Source organism: Burkholderia sp. MS455 (genome assembly GCF_016899445.1).
Lineage (GTDB): Bacteria > Pseudomonadota > Gammaproteobacteria > Burkholderiales > Burkholderiaceae > Burkholderia > Burkholderia pyrrocinia_C.
This window is the reverse complement of the sequence record NZ_CP041779.1, coordinates 500,362-522,469: the sequence shown is the minus strand read 5'-3', so window position 1 is coordinate 522,469 and position 22,108 is coordinate 500,362. Positions and strand designations below refer to the sequence as shown.

The window sequence follows — 22,108 nt, the reverse complement described above, 5'->3', positions numbered from 1 at the left end:
CCCCTGCCATGACCCAATTCCGCATCGCTCCCAGCATCCTGTCGGCCGATTTCGCACGGCTCGGCGAAGAAGTCCGCAACGTGGTCGCCGCCGGCGCCGACTGGATCCACTTCGACGTGATGGACAACCATTATGTGCCGAACCTGACGATCGGCCCGCTCGTGTGCGAAGCGATCCGCCCGCACGTGCAGGTGCCGATCGACGTGCACCTGATGGTACGCCCGGTCGACCGGATCGTGCCCGATTTTGCGAAGGCCGGTGCGAACCTGATCAGCTTCCACCCGGAAGGCTCCGATCACATCGACCGCACGCTGTCGCTGATCCGCGACCACGGCTGCAAGGCCGGCCTCGTATTCAACCCGGCCACGCCGCTGAACTATCTCGACCACGTGATGGACCGCCTCGACTTCGTGCTGCTGATGTCGGTCAACCCCGGCTTCGGCGGCCAGTCGTTCATTCCGGAAACGCTGAACAAGCTGCGCGAAGCACGCGCACGTATCGACGCGTACACCGAGCGCACGGGCCGCGAGATCCTGCTCGAGGTCGACGGCGGCGTGAAGACCGACAACATCGCGGAAATCGCGGCGGCCGGTGCCGACACCTTCGTCGCGGGTTCGGCGATCTTCGGCAAGCCCGACTACCGCAAGGTGATCGACGAGATGCGCGCCGCGCTCGCCACCGTCGAGCGGAGCTGACGCCGTGGCCGAATCGTCGCTCGCCGGCCGTGCGCCGGCCGGGGCCGCAACGAACGCCGCCCCGATCCGCTTCGCCGCGCCGCGCATCGACGCGGCGCTGATCGATCTCGACGGCACGATGGTCGACACGGCCGACGATTTCACGGCCGGCCTGAACGGGATGCTTGCGCGGCTCGACGCGCCGGCCACATCGCGCGACGAGGTGATCGGCTACGTCGGCAAGGGCTCCGAGCACCTGATCCACAGCGTGCTGAAGCCGCGCTTCCCGGCCGACGAGGCGCGCGCGCGCTTCGACGACGCCCTGGCGATCTACCAGACCGAATACGCGAAGATCAACGGCCGCCATACGCGCCTCTATCCGGACGTGGCCGCCGGTCTCGACGCGCTGCGCGCGGCCGGCATCCGGCTCGCGTGCGTGACGAACAAGCCGCACCGCTTCGCGGTCGAGCTGCTCGAACAATACGGGCTGGCCGATTGCTTCGGCATCGTGCTCGGCGGCGACAGCGTCGCACGCAAGAAGCCCGACCCGCTGCCGATGCTGACGGCCTGCGACGCGCTCGGCGTCGCGCCGGACGCGGCGGTCGCGATCGGCGACTCGGAAAACGATGCGCTGGCGGGCCGCGCAGCCGGGATGGCGACACTGACGGTGCCGTATGGCTATAACCACGGCAAAGCTATACAAACGATAAATTCGGATGGTATAGTCGATTCGTTGCTGGTCGCGGCCCGCGCGATCACCGCGCACAACGCCGGCCGGCCAACCATCTGATTATTTCTTCCATCCGCATGTTTCTGAATAAAAAACGGAGTCTGAGCAGCATCGACCGGGGAGCCTGGCCCTGGCGTCGCTGGTCGCGCTAACCTCTTCGATGAGGTACGCTGAAGCACGTCTTCAGCGCCGTTTTTTATCTCGCTGCGCATCCGCGCGCCGATCGTCGCACCACCTCGAGTTCCACCGCGTCCGAACGCTTGCGTTCAGGATCGGCCGCAGGCTCGCGACGTTCACGCCCGGAGTGCCGGCCGGCAACAGGCACTTCTCGATCGACCGCCCTTTCGCCGACGGCAACCCGCGCAGCGTCAAGTGATCCCTGGCGCACGCGCCGCTCGTCCCGAACAGGACCGGAACATGACCGAACTCGAATTCCAATCGCTCGCGAACGAAGGCTACAACCGTATCCCGCTGATCGCGGAAGCCCTCGCCGATCTCGAAACGCCGCTGTCCCTCTACCTGAAGCTGGCCCAGCCCGAACGGGCGGGCGCCAACTCGTTCCTGCTCGAATCGGTGGTCGGCGGCGAACGCTTCGGCCGCTACTCGTTCATCGGCCTGCCCGCCCGCACGCTCGTGCGCACCCGCAACGGCGTGTCGGAAGTCGTGCGCGACGGCCAGGTCGTCGAGACGCATGACGGCGACCCGTTCCAATTCATCGAATCGTTCCAGGCGCGCTTCAAGGTGACGCAGCGTCCGGGCCTGCCGCGCTTCTGCGGCGGTCTCGCCGGCTACTTCGGCTACGACGCGGTGCGCTACATCGAGAAGAAGCTCGCAAACACCGCGCCGCGCGACGATCTCGGCCTGCCCGACATCCAGTTGCTGCTGACCGAGGAAGTCGCGGTGATCGACAACCTCGCCGGCAAGCTGTACCTGATCATCTACGCGGACCCGGGCCAGCCGGAAGCCTACGCGAAGGCGAAACAGCGCCTGCGCGAACTGAAGCAGCGCCTGCGCACGACCGTGCAGCCGCCCGTCACGTCGGCGAGCGTGCGCACCGAGACGTTCCGCGAGTTCAAGAAGGAAGACTATCTGGCCGCCGTGCGCCAGGCGAAGGAATACATCGCGGCCGGCGAACTGATGCAGATCCAGGTCGGCCAGCGGCTGACCAAGCCGTACCGCGACAATCCGCTGTCGCTGTATCGCGCGCTGCGTTCGCTGAATCCGTCACCGTACATGTACTACTACAACTTCGGCGATTTCCACGTGGTCGGCGCATCGCCGGAAATCCTCGTGCGCCAGGAAAAGCGCGGCGACGACCAGATCGTCACGATTCGCCCGCTCGCCGGCACGCGCCCGCGCGGCAACACGCCCGAGCGCGACGCGGAACTCGCGACCGAGCTGCTCAACGATCCGAAGGAGATCGCCGAACACGTGATGCTGATCGACCTCGCGCGCAACGACGTCGGCCGCATCGCGGAAATCGGCTCGGTGCAGGTGACCGACAAGATGGTCATCGAAAAGTACTCGCACGTGCAGCACATCGTCAGCTCGGTCGAAGGCAAGCTGAAGCCCGGCATGACGAACTACGACGTGCTGCGCGCGACGTTCCCGGCCGGCACGCTGTCCGGCGCGCCGAAGGTACGCGCGATGGAGCTGATCGACGAGCTCGAGCCGATCAAGCGCGGGCTGTACGGCGGTGCGGTGGGCTACCTGTCGTTCTCGGGCGAGATGGATCTCGCGATCGCGATCCGCACGGGCCTGATCCACAACGGCAACCTGTATGTGCAAGCGGCGGCCGGCGTCGTCGCGGATTCGGTGCCCGAATCCGAATGGCAAGAGACCGAAAACAAGGCGCGCGCGGTGCTGCGTGCGGCCGAACAGGTCCAGGACGGCCTCGATAGCGACTTCTGACCGGAGACTGACCATGCTGCTCATGATCGACAACTACGATTCGTTCACCTACAACCTGGTCCAGTACTTCGGCGAACTGGGCGAGGACGTGCACACGTACCGCAACGACGAAATCACGCTCGACGAGATCGCGCGCCTGAATCCCGACGCGATCTGCCTGTCGCCGGGCCCGAGCAACCCGCAGCACGCGGGCATCACGCTCGACGTGCTGCGCGAATTTTCGGGCAGGAAGCCGATCCTCGGCGTCTGCCTCGGCCACCAGGCGATCGGCGAAGCATTCGGCGGCCGCGTCGTGCGCGCGAAGACCATCATGCACGGCAAGGTGAGCCGGATCGAAACGGACTGCCGCGGCGTGTTCGCCGACCTGCCGAAGCATTTCGACGTCACGCGCTACCATTCGCTCGCGATCGAGCGCGAATCGCTGCCCGACTGCCTCGAGGTGTCCGCGTGGACCGACGACGGAGAAATCATGGGCGTGCGCCACAAGACGCTGCCGGTCGAGGGCGTGCAGTTCCACCCGGAATCGATCCTGTCCGAGCACGGCCATGCGCTGCTCGAGAATTTCCTGAAGCAGGCCCGCGCCGCGGCCGCGCAAGCCGCCTGACGGGAGCCTCATGATGACGATTACCCCGCAGGAAGCGCTGCAGCGCACGATCGAACACCGCGAGATCTTCCACGACGAGATGCTGCACCTGATGCGGCTCATCATGCGCGGCGACATGTCGCCCGTGATGGCCGCCGCGATCATCACCGGGCTGCGCGTGAAGAAGGAGACGATCGGCGAGATCGCCGCCGCCGCGACCGTGATGCGCGAATTCGCGAACCACGTCGACGTGCAGGACAACTCGAACTTCGTCGACATCGTCGGCACCGGCGGCGACGGCTCGCACACGTTCAACATCTCGACCGCGTCGATGTTCGTCACGGCGGCGGCCGGCGCGAAAGTCGCGAAGCACGGCAACCGCGGTGTGTCGAGCAAGTCAGGCAGCGCCGACGTGCTCGAGGCGCTCGGCGTGAACATCGACCTGCAGTCGGACCAGGTCGCCGCGTCGATCGCCGAAACGGGCATGGGCTTCATGTTCGCGCCGAACCATCACCCGGCGATGAAGAACATCGCGGCCGTGCGCCGCGAGCTCGGCGTGCGCACGATCTTCAACATCCTCGGCCCGCTGACCAATCCGGCCGGCGCGCCGAACCAGTTGATGGGCGTGTTCCACCCCGACCTCGTCGGCATCCAGGTGCGCGTGATGCAGCGTCTCGGCGCGCAGCACGTGCTCGTCGTATACGGCAAGGACGGGATGGACGAGGTGTCGCTCGGCGCCGCGACGCTCGTCGGCGAATTGCGCGACGGCAAGGTGCACGAATACGAGATCCATCCGGAAGACTTCGGCCTGCAGATGGTGTCGAACCGCACGCTGAAGGTGGAAAATGCCGAGGAATCGCGCACGATGCTGCTCGGCGCGCTGGACAACCAGCCGGGCGTCGCCCGCGAGATCGTCACGCTGAACTCGGGTACTGCACTCTATGCGGCGAACGTCGCCGAATCGATCGCGGACGGCATCCAGCTCGCCCGCGAAGCGATCGCGAGCGGCAAGGCGCGCGCGAAGGTCGACGAACTCGTGCGCTTCACGCAGCAGTTCAAGCGCTGACTCCCCTTACGACTCAAGCAGGAACCCACATGAGCGACATTCTCGACCGAATCATCGCCGTCAAGCGCGAAGAAGTCGCGGCGGCCATGCGCAGCACGCCGCTCGAGGCACTGAAGCTGGACGCATCCGCGCGCGACCTGCACGACTTCGTCGGCGCGCTGCGTGCGAAGCACGCGGCCGGCGACGCCGCCGTGATCGCCGAAATCAAGAAGGCAAGCCCGTCGAAGGGCGTGCTGCGCGAGCATTTCGTGCCGGCCGACATCGCGCGCTCGTATGCGGCGCACGGCGCCGCATGCCTGTCGGTGCTGACCGACGAGCAGTTCTTCCAGGGCAGCGTCCGCTACCTCGAAGAGGCGCGCGCGGCCTGCACGCTGCCGGTGCTGCGCAAGGACTTCATCGTCGACGCGTACCAGATCCTCGAGGCACGCGCGATGGGCGCCGACGCGATCCTGCTGATCGCCGCCGCACTCGACACGCCGCTGATGCAGGACCTCGAAGCATATGCGCACTCGCTCGGCCTCGCCGTGCTGGTCGAAGTGCACGACCGCAACGAGATGGAGCAGGCGCTGACGCTCAAGACGCCGCTGCTCGGCATCAACAACCGCAACCTGCGCACGTTCGAGACGTCGATCCAGACCACGCTCGACATGCTCGACATGATTCCGCCGGACCGGATTGTCGTGACCGAATCGGGCATCCTGTCGCGCACCGACGTCGACACGATGCGCGCGGCGAACGTGAACACGTTCCTCGTCGGCGAAGCGTTCATGCGCGCCGATCAGCCAGGCGAGGAGCTCGCACGGATGTTCTTCTGATGGCGATCGAAAAGGAAATCAAGCTCGCGCTGCCGGCCGGCCAGGCCGGTGCCGCGCGGCGCTTCTTCGAGACGCTGACCGGCGAACCCGGCCGCGACATCACGCTCGCGAACGTCTATTACGACACGCCCGATCTCGCGCTGGCCCGCTCGAAGAGCGCGGTGCGCGTGCGCCGCGCGCCGCAAGGCTGGCTGCAGACGTTCAAGACGGTCGGCAGCGCGGAAGGCGGCCTGCATCGCCGCCACGAATGGGAACTACCCGTGGCCGGCGACGCGCTCGAGATCGATGCGCTCGTCGCGGCCTGCGACGTGCCGGAAGCCGCCGCTGCGCTGCGTGACGCGGCGAGCGCGCTGCGCGCACTGTTCCGCACGGATTTTTCGCGTACGCTGTGGCGCATCGCAATCGGCGGCGCAACCGTCGAAGCCGCGGTGGACCTCGGCGAGATCGTCGTCCAGGCGGAACACGAAACGCGCCGCGAACCGATCAGCGAAATCGAACTCGAACTGATCGACGGCCCGGAAGCGGCGCTCGCGACGCTCGCCGCCGAACTGCAGCAGGCGCTGCCGGGCCTCGCTCCCGAAAACATCAGCAAGGCGCAGCGCGGCTACCGGCTGCGCGCGCAATAAACACGCATCACGCATGGCAACCCGCAAGACTTCCCGCGCGCCGCAACAGGCGTCGCTGTTCGACGATCCCGTGCCGGAAACGGCACCGGCCGCTATTCCGTCCCCGACTTCCGCGTCGCCCTCCTCCGAGCGCAAGCCCGCAAAGAAAGCCGCCGCTTCGGCCCCGGCCTCCGCAGCGCCGCAGCCCGTTGCCGCCGACGTCCCGCATCTCGCCGCGCAATTCGACGCGCTGCCGGCCGCCTGGCGCGACGTGCTGAAACCCTTTACCGACAGCGACGCGTACGCGCCACTTTGCCGCTTCGTCGACGACGAGCGCGCGGCCGGCAAGGCGGTCTACCCGACCGACGTGTTCCGCGCGCTGCGCCTGACGAGCCCGGACGACGTGAAGGTCGTGATCCTCGGCCAGGACCCGTACCACGGCGACGATCGCGGCACGCCGCAGGCGCACGGCCTCGCGTTCTCGGTGCCGCCGGCCGTCCGCACGCCGCCGTCGCTGCGCAACATCTTCAAGGAAATCGCCGCGAACTTCGGTCACGACACGCCGCGCCACGGCTGCCTCGACACGTGGGCGCGCCAGGGCGTGCTGCTGCTCAACACCGTGCTGACAGTCGAGCGCGGCGCGGCCGCGAGCCATGCGAAGCGCGGCTGGGAGCAATGCACGGACACGCTGATCCGCGAACTCGCAGGCCGCCACCGCGGGCTCGTCTTCATGCTGTGGGGCGCACACGCGCAGGCGAAGCGCGCGCTGTTCGACGCGAGCGCGCATTGCGTGCTCGAGGCGCCGCATCCGTCGCCGCTGTCCGCGCACCGCGGCTTCCTCGGCTGCCGCCATTTCATGCTCGCGAACGACTATCTGGTCGAAGCTGGCCGCGAACCGATCGACTGGCGCCTGCCGGAAGTGGCCGAAACGCTCGCGTAACGGCCGCGCCGGCTTTGTCGCCGGCCGGAATGCAAAAACGCCGCGCCCCTTCGGGGACGCGGCGTTTTTTTCGGACGATGCAGCGGGTGCGTCGCACCCGCATCGACCTTACGCGGCGGCGATCGCTTCGCGTGCGCTGGCGAGCGCGGCGCTCTGCGCATCCGGGCCGAGGTTCAGGCCTTCCGCGAAGATGAAGCTCACGTCGGTCATGCCGACGAAGCCGAGGAACGTGCGCAGGTACGGCGTCTGGCTGTCGTTCGGCGTACCGGCGTACTTGCCGCCGCGAGCCGTCACCACGTGAACCTTCTTGCCCTTGATCAGGCCTTCCGGACCGTTCTCGGTGTAGCGGAACGTGACGCCTGCGCGTGCGATCCAGTCGAAGTACGTCTTCAGTTGCGACGAGATGCCGAAGTTGTACATCGGCGCGCCGATCACGATGATGTCGGCGGCTTGCAGCTCGACGATCAGTGCATCGCTCTTCGCGACGATCGCATTCTGCTCCGCGCTGCGCTGGTCGGCCGGCGTGAAGAACGCGCCGAGCACCGATTCGTCGAGGTGCGGCAGCGCATCGGCCAGCAGGTCGCGAACCACGACCTTCGCGCCGGGGTTCGATTGTTGCAACTTTGCCGTCAGTTCGTTGGCCAGCAGCGTGGATTGCGCGCCTTGCGAACGCGCCGCGGAATTGATTTGCAGAATGGTCGTCATGTCAGGCTCCGGTTGGGTTGCGCTTCGGTAGCGCGAGTGACGCCATTGTGCGTGGCCGCATTTGCCGGAAAAAGCGGGTTCAGGGCGACGGATTGTTGCAGCAGCAGAACAATCCTCGATCGCGCCCCGATTGCCGCAGCCGTGCACTCAGCCCTTCAGCCAGGCCTCCCGGGCCTTCGATGCCGCGGCCGGCTTCGCTGCCGCCGTCAACCGGTAGCGCGTGACCTCCGGGCCGTCGAGCTTCAGTTTCGCGGTACGCAGCTCGTCGCGGCGAAACGCGTGAACCTCGACCTTGTCGCCCGGCCGGTAGCGCGCGAGCAGCGCGTCAAGGTTCGTGCCCGTGACGCGCAGCCCGTCGACCGCGATCAGCGTATCGCCGGCCGACAGCCCCGCGCGATGCGCGGCGCCGCCTTCATAGACAGCCGCGAACGTGCAGTCCGCGCCGCCGCGCAAGCGCGCACCGATCGTCGGCTTCGCGGCCGCGCCGTTCGCGACATCCGGCGCGAGCGTGACGCCGAACGGCGCGAGCAGCTCGCCGAGCGGCAGGTCGCGCGTGCCGTGCACGGCGTCGGCGAACAGACGGCCGAGCGCAACGCCCGTCGCTTCTTCGATCAACGTCTCGACTTCATCTTCCGCGACGCCCGCCTGCTTGCCGCGATAGAAATCGCGACCGTAGCGTTGCCACAGCAGGCGCATCACGTCGTCGAGCGACTTCCGGTTGCGCGTCTGCGAGCGGATCGCCAGATCGAACGCGAGCGCGACGAGCGAACCCTTCGTGTAGTAGCTGACGATCGCGTTGGTCGCGTTCTCGTCCTGGCGGTAGTACTTGATCCACGCGTCGAACGAGCTTTCCGCGACGCTCTGCTTGAGCCGCCCGGTGCCGCGCAGCACGCCGCCGATCGTGCGGCCGAGCGCCGCGAAATACTCGTCCTGCGACATCAGTCCGCTGCGCACCAGCATCAGGTCGTCGTAATACGACGTGAAGCCTTCGAACAGCCACAGCAGCGACGTGTAGTTCTCGCGCGTCAGGTCGTACGGCACGAACGCCGCCGGCTTGATGCGCTTCACGTTCCACGTATGGAAGTACTCGTGGCTGCAAAGGCCGAGATAGGTGCGATAGCCTTCGGTCGTCTCGGGCCGCCCCTTCACCGGCAGGTCGGTGCGGTTGCAGATCAGTGCCGTCGATGCGCGATGCTCGAGGCCGCCGTAGCCGTCGCTGACCGCGAGCGTCATGAACACGTAGCGGTCCATCGGCGCCTTCTTCGATTTCGGCTCGAACAGCGCGATCTGCGCTTCGCACACGCGCTTCAGGTCGGTGCGCAGCCGCTCCAGGTCGAGCTGCGTCACGCGCCCCGCGACCACGATGTCGTGCGGCACGCCGTGCGCGTCGAACGTCGCGAGCGCGAATTCGCCGATCGTCACCGGATGGTCGGAAAGCTCGTCGTAGTTCGCTGCGCGATACGCACCGAAGCCGTAGCGCTTCGTGCCGCGCGCCTCGGGCAGCGCGGTGCCGACGCGCCACGCGCGGAATGCCGGGCCGGCCGGCTTCGCGATGTCGACTTCGCACGGCGCGTCCTCGCGGCCGGCGACGCTCAGGAACACGGCCGTCGCGTTGAAGAAGCCGCCCGATTCGTCGAGATACGCGGAGCGCACCGACAGGTCCCACGCATACACGTCGTAGCGCAGCGTCAGCGCGCCGCTCACGGACGCGGCCTGCCACGTGTGCTTGTCGGTCTTCGCGATCCGCACCTTGCGGCCTGCGTCGTTGAACGCGCCGAGCGTCACGATGTTGCGCGCGAACTCGCGCACGAGGTAGCTGCCCGGAATCCATACCGGCAGCGAGAAGCGCTGGCCTTCGGGGTCGGGGTCGGCAACCGTCACCGACACTTCGAACAGGTGCGCGGCAAGATCTTTCGGGACAATCGAATAGCGGATCGGCTGGGTCATCGTGGCAATCGGTCGAATACGGCGGCGAAAACGAAGAGAGGCGCCGGCAGATCATGCGGGCGCCCCTCGCTGGCCGGGCCATGCGGCCCGGCGTGTCGGTCGGTTACTTGCTCGAGGCGAGCGCCTGGTTGAGCTGGTCGGCCGATACCGCGCCCGGCAGGCGGCGGCCGTCCGGCAGGAAGATCGTCGGCGTGCCGGTGACGTTCATCCCGCGGCCAAGCGCGAGGTTCTTGTCGAGCGCGCTGGTATCGCAGGTACCGGCGCCGGACGGCGCACGGTGATCGAGCATCCAGCCCTGCCAGGTTTTCGCGCGGTCGGTCGCGCACCAGATCGCCTTCGACTTCGCGGTCGAATCCGGCGACAGCACCGGATACAGGAACGTGTAGACGGTGACGTTGTCGACCGACTGCAGCGTCGTCTCGAGCTTCTTGCAGTACGGGCAGTTCGGATCGGAGAACACCGCGATCTTGCGTGCACCGTTGCCCTTGACGACCTTGATCGCATTCGCGAACGGCAGGCTCGCGAAGTCGATCTTGTTGATTTCGGACAGGCGTGCGTCGGTCAGGTTCTTGTGCGTCTTGGTGTCGACGAGATCGCCGAGCAGCACGTAGTCGCCGGCCGCGTCGCTATAGATGATCTGCGAGCCGAGGTTCACTTCGTACAGGCCCGCGACCGGCGATTTCGACACGCTCTTGATCGGCGCGTCGTTGCCGAGACGGGCCTGCAGCGTGGCTTTCAGCTTGTCGGTGGTCTGGTCGGCCTGCGCGGTGCAGCCCAGCGTCGCCATCGTGACGGCCAGCGCCAGCGACGCGATGCGGATCGTTTTTTTCATCGAAATCTTCCTTCAGCTCAATCGGTGTGCACGGCACAGTGTACGCCGTAACGGAACCGAGTCCGACCGGCGAACCGGCCGAAGGTTCGATCAGCCGAGCGCGGCCGACACGAGCCAGCGCTTCACGAGCGGCTGCGCCCCGACGAACGCCATGCCCGCGTTGCGCACGGCCTTCGCGAGCGGGCCCGGCACCGCGAACAGCCGCTGCAGGCCGTCGGTCGCGACCATCAGCGCGCGGATGTCCTCGCGGCGCGAACGCTCATAGCGGCGCAGCAGCACCGTATCGCCCAGATTGCGGAAGCTTTCCTTGCCGGCGATCGCGTCGGCGAGCGCCGCGACGTCGCGCAGCCCGAGGTTCATCCCCTGCCCCGCGAGCGGGTGGATCAGGTGCGCGGCATCGCCGACGAGCGCGACGCGCGGCGCGATCAGCTTGTCGACCGTCTGCAGCGCCAGCGGGAAGCCGGCGGCCGGCGTCACGCATTCGAGCGTGCCGACCTGGCCGTGCGACACGCGCTCGACCTCGGCCGCGAGCTGCGCCGGATCGAGGGCGAGCAGTTCGTCCGCATGCGCGGTGTGCGCGGACCATACGAGCGACACGTGGCCGTCCGGCAACGGCAGCAGCGCGACGATCTCGCCTTCGTGGAACCACTGGTAAGCCGTCTCGCGGTGCGGCAGCGACGCCTTGAAGTTCGCGACGACGCCCGTCTGCCGGTAGTCGCGCCGTTCGACTTTGGCCCCCATTTGGGACCGTACCCACGAATGCGCGCCGTCCGCGCCGACGACGAGGTCCGCTTCGAGCACCTGCCCCGACGACAGCGTGAGCACGGCCGCATCGTCGCGCACGTCGAAGCCCTGCGCACGCGCATCGAACCACGTGAGGTTCGGCTGGAACCGCAGCGCGGCATCGAGCGACGCCTCGACCAGCGACGATTCGGCGATCCACGCGAGTTGCGGCACGGAGGCCTGGTACGCGGAAAAATGCAGTTCGGCGTGCGCATCGCCGTACACACGCATGTCGTAAACAGGCGCGAGCCGGCCGTGGTCGAGCGCCTGCCAGACCCGCAGCCGCTCGAGCAGGGCCTGCGAACTGGACGACAGTGCGTAGACGCGCGTGTCGAACGCGAGATCGGCGGGGCGCGGCGTGGCCGGCTGGGCAAGCAAGGCAGTCTTGTAGCCGGACTGGGTCAGCGCGAGCGCGGCCGTCTTGCCGACGAGCCCGCCGCCGACCACGGCGACGTCGAAGGAGTGGTGGGCAGTCATGGCGGGCATTATAGCCGCGGGGCCAAACCCTTACGCGGCCGGACTTTGCGGGAAATCAGCAGAATCGCAGGTGGACGCGGCGGCGCGGCGGCCCGCCGCATCGGCCGTTCGGCGCAAGCCCGGAATCCGGGGCGTCGGCACGGTACAATAGCGCCTTTGACCGCCGGCCCGCCGCACCCCAAGCGCCGGCCGCCCTTTATTCCCGCGCCGCCGTGCCCTGTCCGGCCGCGCCGCTTTACCCGTTCGAAGGATTCCATGAGCCTCAAATGCGGCATCGTCGGCTTGCCCAACGTCGGCAAGTCCACCCTGTTCAATGCGCTGACCAAGGCCGGCATCGCCGCCGAGAACTACCCGTTCTGCACGATCGAGCCGAACGTCGGCATCGTCGAAGTGCCCGATACGCGCCTGAAGGCACTCTCCGAGATCGTCAAGCCGGAGCGTGTCGTACCGGCCGTCGTCGAATTCGTCGACATCGCGGGCCTCGTCGCGGGTGCGAGCAAGGGTGAAGGCCTCGGCAACCAGTTCCTCGCCAACATCCGCGAAACCGATGCGATCACGCACGTCGTGCGCTGCTTCGAGGACGAGAACGTCATCCACGTCGCCGGCAAGGTCAGCCCGATCGACGACATCGAGGTAATCAACACCGAACTCGCGCTCGCCGACCTCGGCACCGTCGAGAAGGCGCTCACGCGCTATTCGAAGGCCGCGAAGTCGGGCAACGACAAGGAAGCGGCCAAGCTCGTCGCGGTGCTCGACAAGGTGCGCGCGCAGCTCGACCAGGGCAAGGCCGTGCGCGGTCTCGCACTGTCGGACGACGAAGAGGCACTGCTCAAGCCGTTCTGCCTGATCACCGCGAAGCCGGCGATGTATGTGGCCAACGTGAAGGACGACGGCTTCGAGAACAATCCGCACCTCGATGCGGTGCGCAAGTACGCGGAAAGCGAGAATGCGCCGGTGGTCGCCGTATGCGCGGCAATCGAGGCGGAAATCGCGGATCTCGACGACGCGGACAAGGAAGCATTCCTAGCCGACATGGGCATGGAAGAGCCGGGCCTCGACCGCGTGATCCGCGCGGGCTTCAAGCTGCTCGGCCTGCAGACCTACTTCACCGCGGGCGTGAAGGAAGTGCGCGCGTGGACGATCCATACCGGCGACACGGCGCCGCAGGCGGCCGGCGTGATCCATACCGACTTCGAGCGCGGCTTCATCCGCGCGCAGACGATCGCGTTCGACGATTTCATCACGTACAAGGGTGAACAGGGCGCGAAGGAAGCCGGCAAGATGCGCGCGGAAGGGAAGGAATATGTCGTGCACGATGGCGACGTGATGAACTTCCTGTTCAACGTCTGACGCGTCAAACGACGCTGTTTCGTGCAGTGTCAGAGTAGCCCGGAAAGGCCCGCGAACAGCGGGCCTTTCTTTATTCCGGAGCGACTCGTGAAGGCTTGCGGGAAGTGCCCGCGGAGAGCCTGTTCGTCATCTTCGTCGGCACCGCCGATTGCAGATGCAGATGCCGCACCCCATTGCCGAACGCCCTGCGTTGCCATCGGCAAGTGCATCCGTTTACCCCGACAAAACAAATGGCCCGGCCGGCAAACGCCGATCGGGCCACTTTCATGACAGGCGGCTCCGCCGCCACGCCGTCACATCACTGCATCACATCGCCGACACCCGACGCCCCGCGCTCGCCTGCGCATCGCGCCACGACGCGAGCAGCACGATCAACGCGAGCACTGACGTTGCCCGCGAATTTCGTATCCGCTAACCGAGCGTTTATCATGCCGTTTGCTTTTGCCGAGGGCTTGATGCTGGAAATAAGCTCTTCACGGGAAGTCTGTCTTGGCAACATTACCTGTCAGACCATTGTCTGCTGGGACTGTACGGGTCGCCGAAAGATAGAGTTACTTCAGATGAAGAGCTTAGGATAATAAAGAGAGAAATAGGGGTAATTTGATTATGAATTTCCTCATTTTTTCTGGCTCAGGACTCCCCTTTCTTTTTGACCAGCCATGCGGTTCCTCAAGCCTCCTACTTCCTTGTTTTGTGTTCAAGAAACGAGGTAGCCCAATCATGGCAATGAGGTATTTTTCGACACAATGCCCCATTTAATGGCTATGATTACCCCATTTACATAGCCGTTGCTTACATTTTCATGCACTCGCTCACACCCGAGTACCTCGCCGCGCTTCGCTTCGATGGCACCCAGGCTGCCACGTTGCGCTCACTGGGCGAGTACCAGGGCAAGCAACAGCTCTATGCCGCGCAGTCGCCTGAAGCCCTAAAACGCCTACACCAGATCGCGGTAGTCGAGTCCACCGAGTCGTCCAACCGCCTGGAAGGCGTTGTCGTGGCTCCCTCACGGCTGAAGTCCCTGGTCATCCGCAACTCAACGCCAAAGAGTCGCTCCGAACAGGATATCGCCGGCTACCGCGATGCTTTGGCACTGATCCACGAGTCCGCCATACACATGCCCTTCAATGAGGGCGTGGTGCTGCAACTGCACACCCTCCTGTACCGCTACATGCCACCGGCAGGCAGGCGTTGGAAAGCCACCAACAACGACATCATAGAACGTCATCCAGACGGCACTTCACTGTTGCGCTTCCAGCCGGTCGCTGCGCACCTGACGTCGATGGCCATGGCCGATCTGACCCGATACTACGCGACCTCACTGGATCGACACTTGGCCGACCCTCTGGTGCTGGTGCCGCTGGCGATGCTCGACTTCCTGTGCATCCATCCCTTCCCGGATGATAACGGCCGCATGTCCCGCTTGCTGACCCTGCTGCTTCTCTACCACTTCGACTATGCCGTGGGCCGCTACATCAGCGTGGAACGCATCTTCGAGGACACCAAGGAAGGCTATTACGAGACTCTGGAAGCCAGTTCGCAGGGCTGGCATCAGGGGCAGCACGACGTCAAGCCCTGGCTTGATTACTTCTGGGGTGCCTTGCTGCGGGCCTATCGTGAATTCGAGGACCGTGTCGGCACTATCGAGCGGAGGCGTGGCAGTAAGGGGGACCGGGTGCGGGCGGAAGTCCTGGGGCGCGGCCTACCGTTTTCGATTTCGGAGATTGAAGAGGCCTGCCCAGGTGTGAGCAGAGACATGGTGCGGCTGGTGTTGCGGGCGATGAAGTCGGAAGGATTGATCGAATCAACCGGTAAAGGCCGTGGGGCGAAATGGCGCCGTACCGCCGAAATACTGGGCACCGCAGAAAACAGCGCGCCGGCATCCAGCCAAGCCGGCAACAACGATGGATATTGAAGTGACAAGTACCGAACAGAAGATCGACCGCTTTATCAGCATGCTCGAAGCCATGGGTGGTTCCGCCGGGAACCATCGACTGCGAGAGGCATTGGGATGGCAAGAATCCACCTATGACGGCATCAAGCAGCAATTGCTTGAGGAAAGCCGGATCGTTCCCGGCCGAGGGCGCGGCGGCTCGGTTGCGCTGGCCACGACAGCCTATGCGGCCAATAAACAATCTGCTCCATCGCTGAAGGCACCCGAAGCCTCCGTGCCGTACCTGGAGACAAAGGCGAAAGCAGGTTCGTCATCGCGGGACCAGGCGACTGCTGCCCCTGCCGCCAAGACGTTTACCCCGCGCAACGGCGTCGTCAAGAAATCCGACCTCTACAGTTCCATCTGGGCCTCGTGCGACGAACTGCGCGGCGGCATGGACGCCAGCCAGTACAAGGACTACGTACTGTTCATGCTGTTCATCAAGTACATCAGCGACAAGTACGGCAACAGCGACGACTTCGCCCCGCCCGTGGTCATCCCGCCCGGTGCCTCGTTTAAGGATATGGTTGCGCTCAAGGGCAAGGCTGACATCGGCGACAGGATCAATACCCAGGTCATCCAGAAACTGATCGATGCCAACACCAAGCTGGCACGCAGCGACTTCCCGGACTTCAACGATCCCAACAAGCTCGGCGAAGGCGCGGCGATGGTCGAGCGGCTGGGCAACCTGATCGCCATTTTCGAAAAGCCCGAACTGAACTTCGCCAACAACCGGGCCGACAACGACGACCTGCTCGGCGATGCCTACGAATACCTGATGCGCCACTTCGCGCAGGATTCCGGCAAGAGCAAGGGCCAGTTCTACACGCCGTCTGAAGTCAGCAGCGTCATCGCCCAGGTGATCGGCATCTCGCACGCCAACACTCGAGGCTCCACCACCGCGTATGACCCGACCTGCGGCTCGGGCTCGCTGTTGCTGAAAGTGGCCGCCGAGGCAGGCCGGCAGATCACCCTGGAAGGGCAGGAAAAGGACGTGACCACTGCCGGTCTGGCGCGGATGAACATGATCCTGCACGACTTCCCCAGCGCCACCATCCTCAGTGGCGACACGCTGGTGAACCCCAAGTTCAAGGACGGCGACCGATCAGGCAGAGAACAACTGCGCACCTACGACTATGTGGTCGCCAATCCGCCGTTCTCCGACAAGAAATGGTCGACCGGCCTCAACCCGGCGAATGACCCTTACCAACGCTTTACCTGGGGCGAACCGCCCGCCAAACAGGGCGACTACGCCTACCTGCTGCACGTCATCCGCAGCATGAAGGCCACCACCGGCAAGGGGGCCGTCATTCTGCCGCACGGCGTGCTGTTCCGTGGCAATGCCGAGGCCCATATCCGCAGGCAACTGGTGCACTCCGGCATCCTCAAGGGCATCATCGGCCTGCCGGCCAACCTGTTCTACGGCACTGGTATCCCCGCCTGTATCCTGGTGCTGGATAAGGAAAACGCCAGCAGTCGCAAGGGCATCTTCATGATCGACGCCAGCAAAGGCTTCATCAAGGACGGCCCCAAGAACCGCCTGCGCGAGCAGGACATCCACCGCATCGTCGATACCTTCCGCCGCGGGGTGGACGTGCCGCGCTATGCAGCCATGGTGCCGCTCGATGAAATCGCCAGCGACAGGAACGACTACAACCTCAACCTGCCACGCTACATCGACAGCAGCGAACCGGAAGACCTGCACGACATCGACGCCCACCTCAACGGCGGCATCCCCGAATGCGACATCGACGCCTTCGCCGCCGACTGGCAGGAAATGCCAGCCCTGCGTCAGGCGTTGTTCGAGGCCGAGCGTCCCGGTTATGCGCGGCTGCGCCAGCCGATGGCCGAAGTGCGCGCTGTCATCCTCGACCATCCGCAATTCCAGCGATTTCGCAGCAAGGTCGAAACCCTGTTCGACAAATGGCAGCAGGCCGTCACGCCGCTGCTCACCGGCATCCAGCCCGGCGACAAGCCCAAGGCGCTGATCGCACGGGTCTCCGAAACCCTGCTCGCCACCTTCCACGCCGTGCCCCTGCTCGACCCCTACGACATCTACCAGCATCTGATGGACTACTGGGCTGAGACCATGCAGGACGACGCCTACCTGATCGCCGCCGACGGCTGGGTGGCCCTGCCCCGGCGCATCGTGGAAATCGACAAGAAGGGCAAGACCCGCGACAAGGGCTGGATCTGCGACCTGCTGCCCAAGCAATACATCGTCGCCCGCTATTTGGCCGACGAGCAGGACAAACTGGAGGCCAAACAGGCCGAGCTGGAAAGCCTCGCCAGCCAGATCACCGAGTTGGAAGAAGAACACAGCGGCGAAGACGGTGCCTTCGCAGGCTTCGACAGGATCAACGCCGCGCAGGTGAAAGACCGCATTGCAGAGATCGGCGATGACCCCGACAGCGCCGACGAACGTGCCGTGCTCAAGCAATGGCAGCAACTCAGTGCCCGTGAAGCTGCACTGAAGAACACCGTCAAAACGCTGGAGGCGGAACTCTACCAGCAAGCCCATGACCACTACTTCACCCTCAGCGAAGCCGAGGTCAAAACGCTTGTCGTGCAAGACAAATGGCTGGCCCGCCTGCAAGCCGATGTGCAACAGGAACTGGATCGCATCTCGCAAACCCTGGCCCAGCGCATCCGCGAATTGGCCGAGCGCTACGACAGCCCGCTGCCGAAGCTGGAAGGTGAGGTGGCAGCCCTCAGTGCCAAGGTGAAAGAACACCTGGAACAGATGGGGGCGGTATGGAAGTGAAGCCGGGGTACAAACAGACGGAAGTAGGGGTGATTCCGGAGGATTGGTCGGATGTGAAGATCACATCTATAGCAAGACTTGAGAGCGGGCATACTCCAAGCAAGAAAAACTCGAACTATTGGAACGGCGCCGTACAGTGGATATCACTGCACGACACAGATAAATTAGATGCCTTAGAAATATACTCCACTACGCAAACCATTACTGAAGATGGATTGAAAAATTCATCTGCTCGCTTATTATCCGCTGGAACAGTTGTTTTTTCTAGAACAGCCACTGTGGGAAAGTGCTGCGTAATGGCTAGATCCATGGCGACTAGTCAGGATTTCGCTTGCTATGTTTGCGGACCATCGTTAAACAACTACTTCCTTGTTTACCTATTCCGAAACATGGATCGTGTGTGGCGCAGCCTGATGGCAGGTAGCATCCACAACACCATCTACATGCCTGTATTCAAGGCATTGAAAATTCCACTTCCTCCGGTTGAGGAACAACGCGCCATCGCCACCGCCCTCAGCGATATGGACGCGCTGCTGGACGGACTGGACCGCCTGATCGCCAAAAAGCGCGCCATCAAACAGGCCACCATGCAGCAACTTCTCACCGGCCGAATCCGCCTGCTGGGGTTCAGTGGAAAGTGGGTGGTGAAGCGGCTGGGGGATCTTGGAACATTTCTGAAAGGTTCTGGTGTACGCAAAGATGAAGCACAGAGCGGTTTGCTGCCTTGCGTTCGCTATGGTGAGCTGTATACGCACCATCTTGATGTAATCCGCTCGTTCAATTCATACATTTCGCAAGAAGTTGCACAGTCAGCCACCCGAATCAAGGCAGGAGACTTGCTGTTCGCTGGATCTGGAGAGACAAAGGAAGAAATCGGAAAATGCGCTGCCTTCACTGGTGCTCAAGAAGCGTATGCCGGCGGCGATATAGTGATTTTGCGGCTCAGTGAAGCTGACCCCATGTATATGGGCTACTGCTGCAACACTTCGAGCCTAGCCAGCCAGAAAGCCAGCTTGGGACAAGGCGATGCGGTTGTGCATATCAGCGCAAAAGCGCTCGCTGAAATTGAAGTCTATCTGCCAGAGAAGGCAGAGCAAACCGCTATTGCGGAAGTTCTCAGCGACATGGACACCGAAATCACCGCCCTCGAAACCCGCCGCACTAAGACCCATGCCCTCAAGCAGGCCATGATGCAGGAACTGCTGACGGGCCGGACTCGGCTGGTAACGTCTAAGCCTAATACGGCTGGTGAGGTGGTGAAGCAAACGGAGGGACGCAAAGCGAATGTCCATTTCCTGCGAAGTGTGTTGGCTGCCGAAATCATCGATCAATTGCATGACCAGCCGACCTTCGGCCATGTCAAGTTCGAGAAGATGATGTTCCTCGCCGAGCATCTGTGCGAGGTGGATACTGGCTCCACTTATCATCGCAAAGCGGCAGGTCCCTATGACAATCGGGCGCTTCGCTCGATAGACAGCCAGTTGCAGAAGCAACAATGGTTCGAGGCGCGGAAGGAAGGTGAACGTTACCAGTACGTGCCGCTGGCGAAACGTGGTGGGCACAGGCCATATTTTGAACGGCATTTCTCTGGGATATCTGCGTCCCTTGAGAAGATTCTGCACACCTTCAAGACGGCGAAAACGGTGCAATGCGAAATCGTCGCCACTTTGTTGGCGGCGTGGAGCGATTTGCTGCGAGAAAAAGAAGCTGTCTCCGATGAAATGATCGTGCATGAGGTGCTGAACAACTGGCACGAAGCGAAGCAGCGGATACCTGAGGATCGTTGGCTGGCGGCTCTTGGCTGGATGCGAGAAAAAGGATTTGTGCCCAAAGGAGTGACATTGCCATGATCGACAAGCCTGCCTCCCTAATTTCAACCCCACAAGGCTACGCCGACTGGCTGGCCGACCTGAAGAGCCGCATTCACACCGCGCAGCAACGTGCGGTGCTGACTGTCAATCGGGAACTGGTGGGGCTGTACTGGCAGATCGGCCGCGACATTCTGGCGCGGCAGGCCGAGCAGGGTTGGGGGGCGAAGGTGATCGAGCGGCTGGCGCACGACCTGCGTACAGTCTTCCCGGACATGAAGGGCTTTTCACCGCGCAACCTCAAGTACATGCGGGCGTTTGCCGAGGCCTGGCCGGATGAATCATTTGTGCAAGAGGTACTTGCACAATTGCCCTGGTATCACCAGTTGGCCCTGCTGGACAAGCTGCCCGGTCCTGAGACCCGTCGCTGGTACGCCGCCAAGGCCATCGAGCACAACTGGTCGCGCAATGTCCTGGTGATGCAGATCGAATCCCGTTTGCTGGAGCGTAGCGGCAAGGCCGTGACCAACTTCCCGGCGACACTGCCAGCGCCACAATCGGATCTGGCGCGAGAGTCGATCAAAGACCCGTATCGCTTCGATTTTCTTGGCCTGACCGACGAAGCCCAGGAGAGGGAAATCGAGGGTGCGCTAGTCAGGCATGTCACCGAATTCTTGTTGGAGCTGGGTGCAGGCTTTGCCTTCGTGGGCCGACAAGTGCTGCTGGACGTAGGTGGTGATGAGTTTTTCATGAGCAATCGTCAAGACTGGTGTACGCGGGTCGGGCGGCATGATCAGGCGGCTAGCGCTTGAGGAGCCGGTGTGCTTTCCATCACCGGGGTGCCGTCCTTGAAGGGAATGCCCTTCAGAAGCGGTTCGATCCTGTCGACGCCGCGGATCTTCCTCCAGGTCTGCTCGGCCGCTTCGATCAGCTTGAACGCCATCGCGAGGAAGGTCGAGCGCGACAGACAGTTGCGCGTGCGGCTCGTGCGGTGGCGCACCGTCGCGAACGTCGATTCAATCGGATTCGTGGTCCGCACGTGCTGCCAGTGTTCGGCCGGGAAGTCGTAGAACGCGAGCAGTGCGTCGCGGTCTTTCGTGAGCTTCTCGACGGCCTTTGGGTACTTGGCCGCGTACGTGTCGACGAACTGGTTGAACGCGGCGATTGCGTCGGCTCTTGTCGCGGCATTCCAGATCTCGGCGAGCGCAACCTTGGCCTTGCCGTGCTGCGATTTGGGCATGACGTTGAGTATGTTGCCGATCTTGTGAAACCAGCAGCGCTGGTGCCGTGTCTGCGGGAACACCTCTTCAAGCGCCGCCCACAGCCCCATCGCGCCATCGCCGACGGCAAGCAGCGGCGGCGCCTGCAGACCTCGTTTCTTCAGATCGAGCAGCAGCTCTTTCCAGGATTCCTTCGATTCGCGATAGCCGTCGTTGAGCGCCACGCGCTCCTTGCTGCCGTCCGGTTTCACGCCGATGATCACCAGCAGGCACTGCCCGTCCGAATCCTCTGCGCGGGCTTGCGTATGGATGCCGTCGGCCCACCAGTAGACCCAGCGCGAGGTGGACAGGTCGCGCTTGTTCCACTTCTCGTACTCTTCTGACCAGGCGGCCTTCAGGCGGCTCACGACGCTCGCTGACAGCCCTTTAGCCTGTTCGCCGAGCAGCTCGGACAGTGCGTCGCCCATGTCGCCGGTTGAGACTCCTCGCAGGTACAGCCACGGCAGCGACGATGACACGCGCGGCGACTTGCGCACATAGGGCGGCACGATCGTCGAATTGAACTTGATGCCGGAGCCCGAACGATCGCGGACCTTCGGCACCTGAACGGGCACCGGACCGACTGCCGTGACGATCTCGCGCTCTGGCAGGTACCCGTTGCGCACGACAGCGCGCCGGCCATCGATCGTCTTCACATTCGAATACTGTTCGAGCATTGCCGCCAGTTCCGCCTCGATTGCCTGCTGGATGATCCGCCGCGCCCCTTGCTGGATCAGATCGTCCAGGCCGGGCGTACCCTTGATGTCTGCTTCTGTTGTTTGACTGCCGCTCGTATCCTGCGTAAGTTTCGCCATGGTGGTGGAGTTCGATTGAGGAAGTGTTACCGTGAGAAGCAACATTCTCCTTCAATCGCCACCGCCTTCTCCTGCCTCAACCCTACGCCGCATACACCACTTTCAACGATA

The 22,108-nt window shown here is 63.9% G+C and carries 18 protein-coding genes and 1 pseudogene; 14 read left to right on the top strand and 5 right to left on the bottom strand.

Annotated features, from left to right (window positions below):
- The first annotated feature begins 8 nt into the window (after positions 1-8).
- The 8 genes from rpe (at position 9) to FPJ27_RS21505 (ending at position 7,324) form a co-directional block, all read left to right on the top strand.
- On the top strand, positions 9-695 hold the full coding sequence (gene rpe, locus FPJ27_RS21540) for a ribulose-phosphate 3-epimerase (protein ID WP_011883156.1): 687 nt from the start codon (positions 9-11) through the stop codon (positions 693-695).
- A 4-nt stretch (positions 696-699) separates the two neighbouring features.
- Positions 700-1,464, top strand: a complete 765-nt coding sequence (locus FPJ27_RS21535) for a phosphoglycolate phosphatase (protein WP_204425658.1) — start codon at positions 700-702, stop codon at positions 1,462-1,464.
- A gap of 357 nt (positions 1,465-1,821) precedes the next feature.
- Positions 1,822-3,315: an anthranilate synthase component I gene (gene trpE, locus FPJ27_RS21530; RefSeq protein WP_204425656.1), complete on the top strand. Its 1,494-nt coding sequence runs from the start codon at positions 1,822-1,824 to the stop codon at positions 3,313-3,315.
- Between the two features lie 13 nt (positions 3,316-3,328).
- Entirely contained in the window at positions 3,329-3,919 is a 591-nt protein-coding gene (locus FPJ27_RS21525; protein WP_072443047.1) for an aminodeoxychorismate/anthranilate synthase component II, read from the top strand.
- Between the two features lie 13 nt (positions 3,920-3,932).
- The gene (trpD, locus tag FPJ27_RS21520) at positions 3,933-4,964 is read left to right on the top strand and encodes an anthranilate phosphoribosyltransferase (protein ID WP_034183751.1); all 1,032 of its coding nucleotides are present in this window, start codon (positions 3,933-3,935) and stop codon (positions 4,962-4,964) included.
- 29 nt (positions 4,965-4,993) lie between these two features.
- Positions 4,994-5,779, top strand: a complete 786-nt coding sequence (gene trpC, locus FPJ27_RS21515; protein WP_204425654.1) for an indole-3-glycerol phosphate synthase TrpC — start codon at positions 4,994-4,996, stop codon at positions 5,777-5,779.
- Positions 5,779-6,405, top strand: a complete 627-nt coding sequence (locus FPJ27_RS21510) for a CYTH domain-containing protein (RefSeq protein ID WP_204425652.1) — start codon at positions 5,779-5,781, stop codon at positions 6,403-6,405. The genes trpC and FPJ27_RS21510 overlap by 1 nt, the downstream gene beginning before the upstream one ends.
- Positions 6,406-6,418: 13 nt before the next feature.
- Entirely contained in the window at positions 6,419-7,324 is a 906-nt protein-coding gene (locus tag FPJ27_RS21505; RefSeq protein WP_072443041.1) for a uracil-DNA glycosylase, read from the top strand.
- A gap of 108 nt (positions 7,325-7,432) precedes the next feature.
- On the opposite strand, the gene FPJ27_RS21500 is transcribed toward FPJ27_RS21505, so the two are convergent.
- From FPJ27_RS21500 to FPJ27_RS21485, 4 genes are all read right to left on the bottom strand, one after another.
- Entirely contained in the window at positions 7,433-8,029 is a 597-nt protein-coding gene (locus FPJ27_RS21500; RefSeq protein WP_204425650.1) for an NAD(P)H-dependent oxidoreductase, read from the bottom strand.
- Between the two features lie 147 nt (positions 8,030-8,176).
- Positions 8,177-9,976 carry a PDZ domain-containing protein gene (locus FPJ27_RS21495; protein WP_204425648.1) on the bottom strand — a complete coding sequence of 600 codons (1,800 nt, stop codon included), beginning with the start codon at positions 9,974-9,976 and terminating at the stop codon, positions 8,177-8,179.
- A 103-nt stretch (positions 9,977-10,079) separates the two neighbouring features.
- Positions 10,080-10,808: a DsbC family protein gene (locus FPJ27_RS21490; RefSeq protein ID WP_034183722.1), complete on the bottom strand. Its 729-nt coding sequence runs from the start codon at positions 10,806-10,808 to the stop codon at positions 10,080-10,082.
- A gap of 90 nt (positions 10,809-10,898) precedes the next feature.
- On the bottom strand, positions 10,899-12,077 hold the full coding sequence (locus FPJ27_RS21485; protein WP_204425646.1) for a UbiH/UbiF family hydroxylase: 1,179 nt from the start codon (positions 12,075-12,077) through the stop codon (positions 10,899-10,901).
- Between the two features lie 246 nt (positions 12,078-12,323).
- Between FPJ27_RS21485 and ychF the strand changes: the two genes are divergently transcribed.
- From ychF to FPJ27_RS21455, 6 genes and pseudogenes are all read left to right on the top strand, one after another.
- Entirely contained in the window at positions 12,324-13,418 is a 1,095-nt protein-coding gene (gene ychF / locus FPJ27_RS21480) for a redox-regulated ATPase YchF (RefSeq protein WP_072443034.1), read from the top strand.
- Between the two features lie 154 nt (positions 13,419-13,572).
- Positions 13,573-13,833 (top strand): hypothetical protein, encoded by a 261-nt coding sequence (locus tag FPJ27_RS21475; RefSeq protein ID WP_204425644.1) that lies wholly within the window; start codon positions 13,573-13,575, stop codon positions 13,831-13,833.
- 387 nt (positions 13,834-14,220) lie between these two features.
- Positions 14,221-15,333 carry a Fic family protein gene (locus tag FPJ27_RS21470; protein WP_204425642.1) on the top strand — a complete coding sequence of 371 codons (1,113 nt, stop codon included), beginning with the start codon at positions 14,221-14,223 and terminating at the stop codon, positions 15,331-15,333.
- On the top strand, positions 15,323-18,115 hold the full coding sequence (locus FPJ27_RS21465; protein ID WP_239483365.1) for a class I SAM-dependent DNA methyltransferase: 2,793 nt from the start codon (positions 15,323-15,325) through the stop codon (positions 18,113-18,115). Before FPJ27_RS21470 ends, FPJ27_RS21465 begins: the two co-directional genes overlap by 11 nt.
- The gene (locus FPJ27_RS21460; protein WP_204425640.1) at positions 18,106-19,965 is read left to right on the top strand and encodes a restriction endonuclease subunit S; all 1,860 of its coding nucleotides are present in this window, start codon (positions 18,106-18,108) and stop codon (positions 19,963-19,965) included. Before FPJ27_RS21465 ends, FPJ27_RS21460 begins: the two co-directional genes overlap by 10 nt.
- Positions 19,962-20,675: pseudogene (locus FPJ27_RS21455) on the top strand (PDDEXK nuclease domain-containing protein); the annotation flags it as partial. The gene FPJ27_RS21460 and the pseudogene FPJ27_RS21455, both read left to right, overlap by 4 nt.
- A 41-nt stretch (positions 20,676-20,716) precedes the next feature.
- Here FPJ27_RS21455 and FPJ27_RS21450 read toward each other — a convergent pair.
- The gene (locus FPJ27_RS21450) at positions 20,717-22,042 is read right to left on the bottom strand and encodes an IS256 family transposase (RefSeq protein WP_239483157.1); all 1,326 of its coding nucleotides are present in this window, start codon (positions 22,040-22,042) and stop codon (positions 20,717-20,719) included.
- Between the last annotated feature and the right edge of the window lie 66 nt (positions 22,043-22,108).

Excerpts from the sequence above, each read along its gene's own strand:
- trpE (WP_204425656.1), top strand. The coding sequence starts at position 1,822 with ATGACCGAACTCGAATTCCAATCGCTCGCGAACGAAGGCTACAACCGT.
- FPJ27_RS21525 (WP_072443047.1), top strand. The coding sequence starts at position 3,329 with ATGCTGCTCATGATCGACAACTACGATTCGTTCACCTACAACCTGGTC.
- FPJ27_RS21450 (WP_239483157.1), bottom strand. The coding sequence starts at position 22,042 with ATGTTGCTTCTCACGGTAACACTTCCTCAATCGAACTCCACCACCATG.
- FPJ27_RS21460 (WP_204425640.1), top strand. The coding sequence starts at position 18,106 with ATGGAAGTGAAGCCGGGGTACAAACAGACGGAAGTAGGGGTGATTCCG.
- FPJ27_RS21505 (WP_072443041.1), top strand. The coding sequence starts at position 6,419 with ATGGCAACCCGCAAGACTTCCCGCGCGCCGCAACAGGCGTCGCTGTTC.
- FPJ27_RS21500 (WP_204425650.1), bottom strand. The coding sequence starts at position 8,029 with ATGACGACCATTCTGCAAATCAATTCCGCGGCGCGTTCGCAAGGCGCG.
- FPJ27_RS21510 (WP_204425652.1), top strand. The coding sequence starts at position 5,779 with ATGGCGATCGAAAAGGAAATCAAGCTCGCGCTGCCGGCCGGCCAGGCC.
- trpC (WP_204425654.1), top strand. The coding sequence starts at position 4,994 with ATGAGCGACATTCTCGACCGAATCATCGCCGTCAAGCGCGAAGAAGTC.
- rpe (WP_011883156.1), top strand. The coding sequence starts at position 9 with ATGACCCAATTCCGCATCGCTCCCAGCATCCTGTCGGCCGATTTCGCA.
- FPJ27_RS21465 (WP_239483365.1), top strand. The coding sequence starts at position 15,323 with ATGGATATTGAAGTGACAAGTACCGAACAGAAGATCGACCGCTTTATC.
- ychF (WP_072443034.1), top strand. The coding sequence starts at position 12,324 with ATGAGCCTCAAATGCGGCATCGTCGGCTTGCCCAACGTCGGCAAGTCC.
- FPJ27_RS21475 (WP_204425644.1), top strand. The coding sequence starts at position 13,573 with ATGCAGATGCCGCACCCCATTGCCGAACGCCCTGCGTTGCCATCGGCA.
- FPJ27_RS21495 (WP_204425648.1), bottom strand. The coding sequence starts at position 9,976 with ATGACCCAGCCGATCCGCTATTCGATTGTCCCGAAAGATCTTGCCGCG.
- FPJ27_RS21490 (WP_034183722.1), bottom strand. The coding sequence starts at position 10,808 with ATGAAAAAAACGATCCGCATCGCGTCGCTGGCGCTGGCCGTCACGATG.
- trpD (WP_034183751.1), top strand. The coding sequence starts at position 3,933 with ATGACGATTACCCCGCAGGAAGCGCTGCAGCGCACGATCGAACACCGC.
- FPJ27_RS21485 (WP_204425646.1), bottom strand. The coding sequence starts at position 12,077 with ATGCCCGCCATGACTGCCCACCACTCCTTCGACGTCGCCGTGGTCGGC.
- FPJ27_RS21470 (WP_204425642.1), top strand. The coding sequence starts at position 14,221 with ATGCACTCGCTCACACCCGAGTACCTCGCCGCGCTTCGCTTCGATGGC.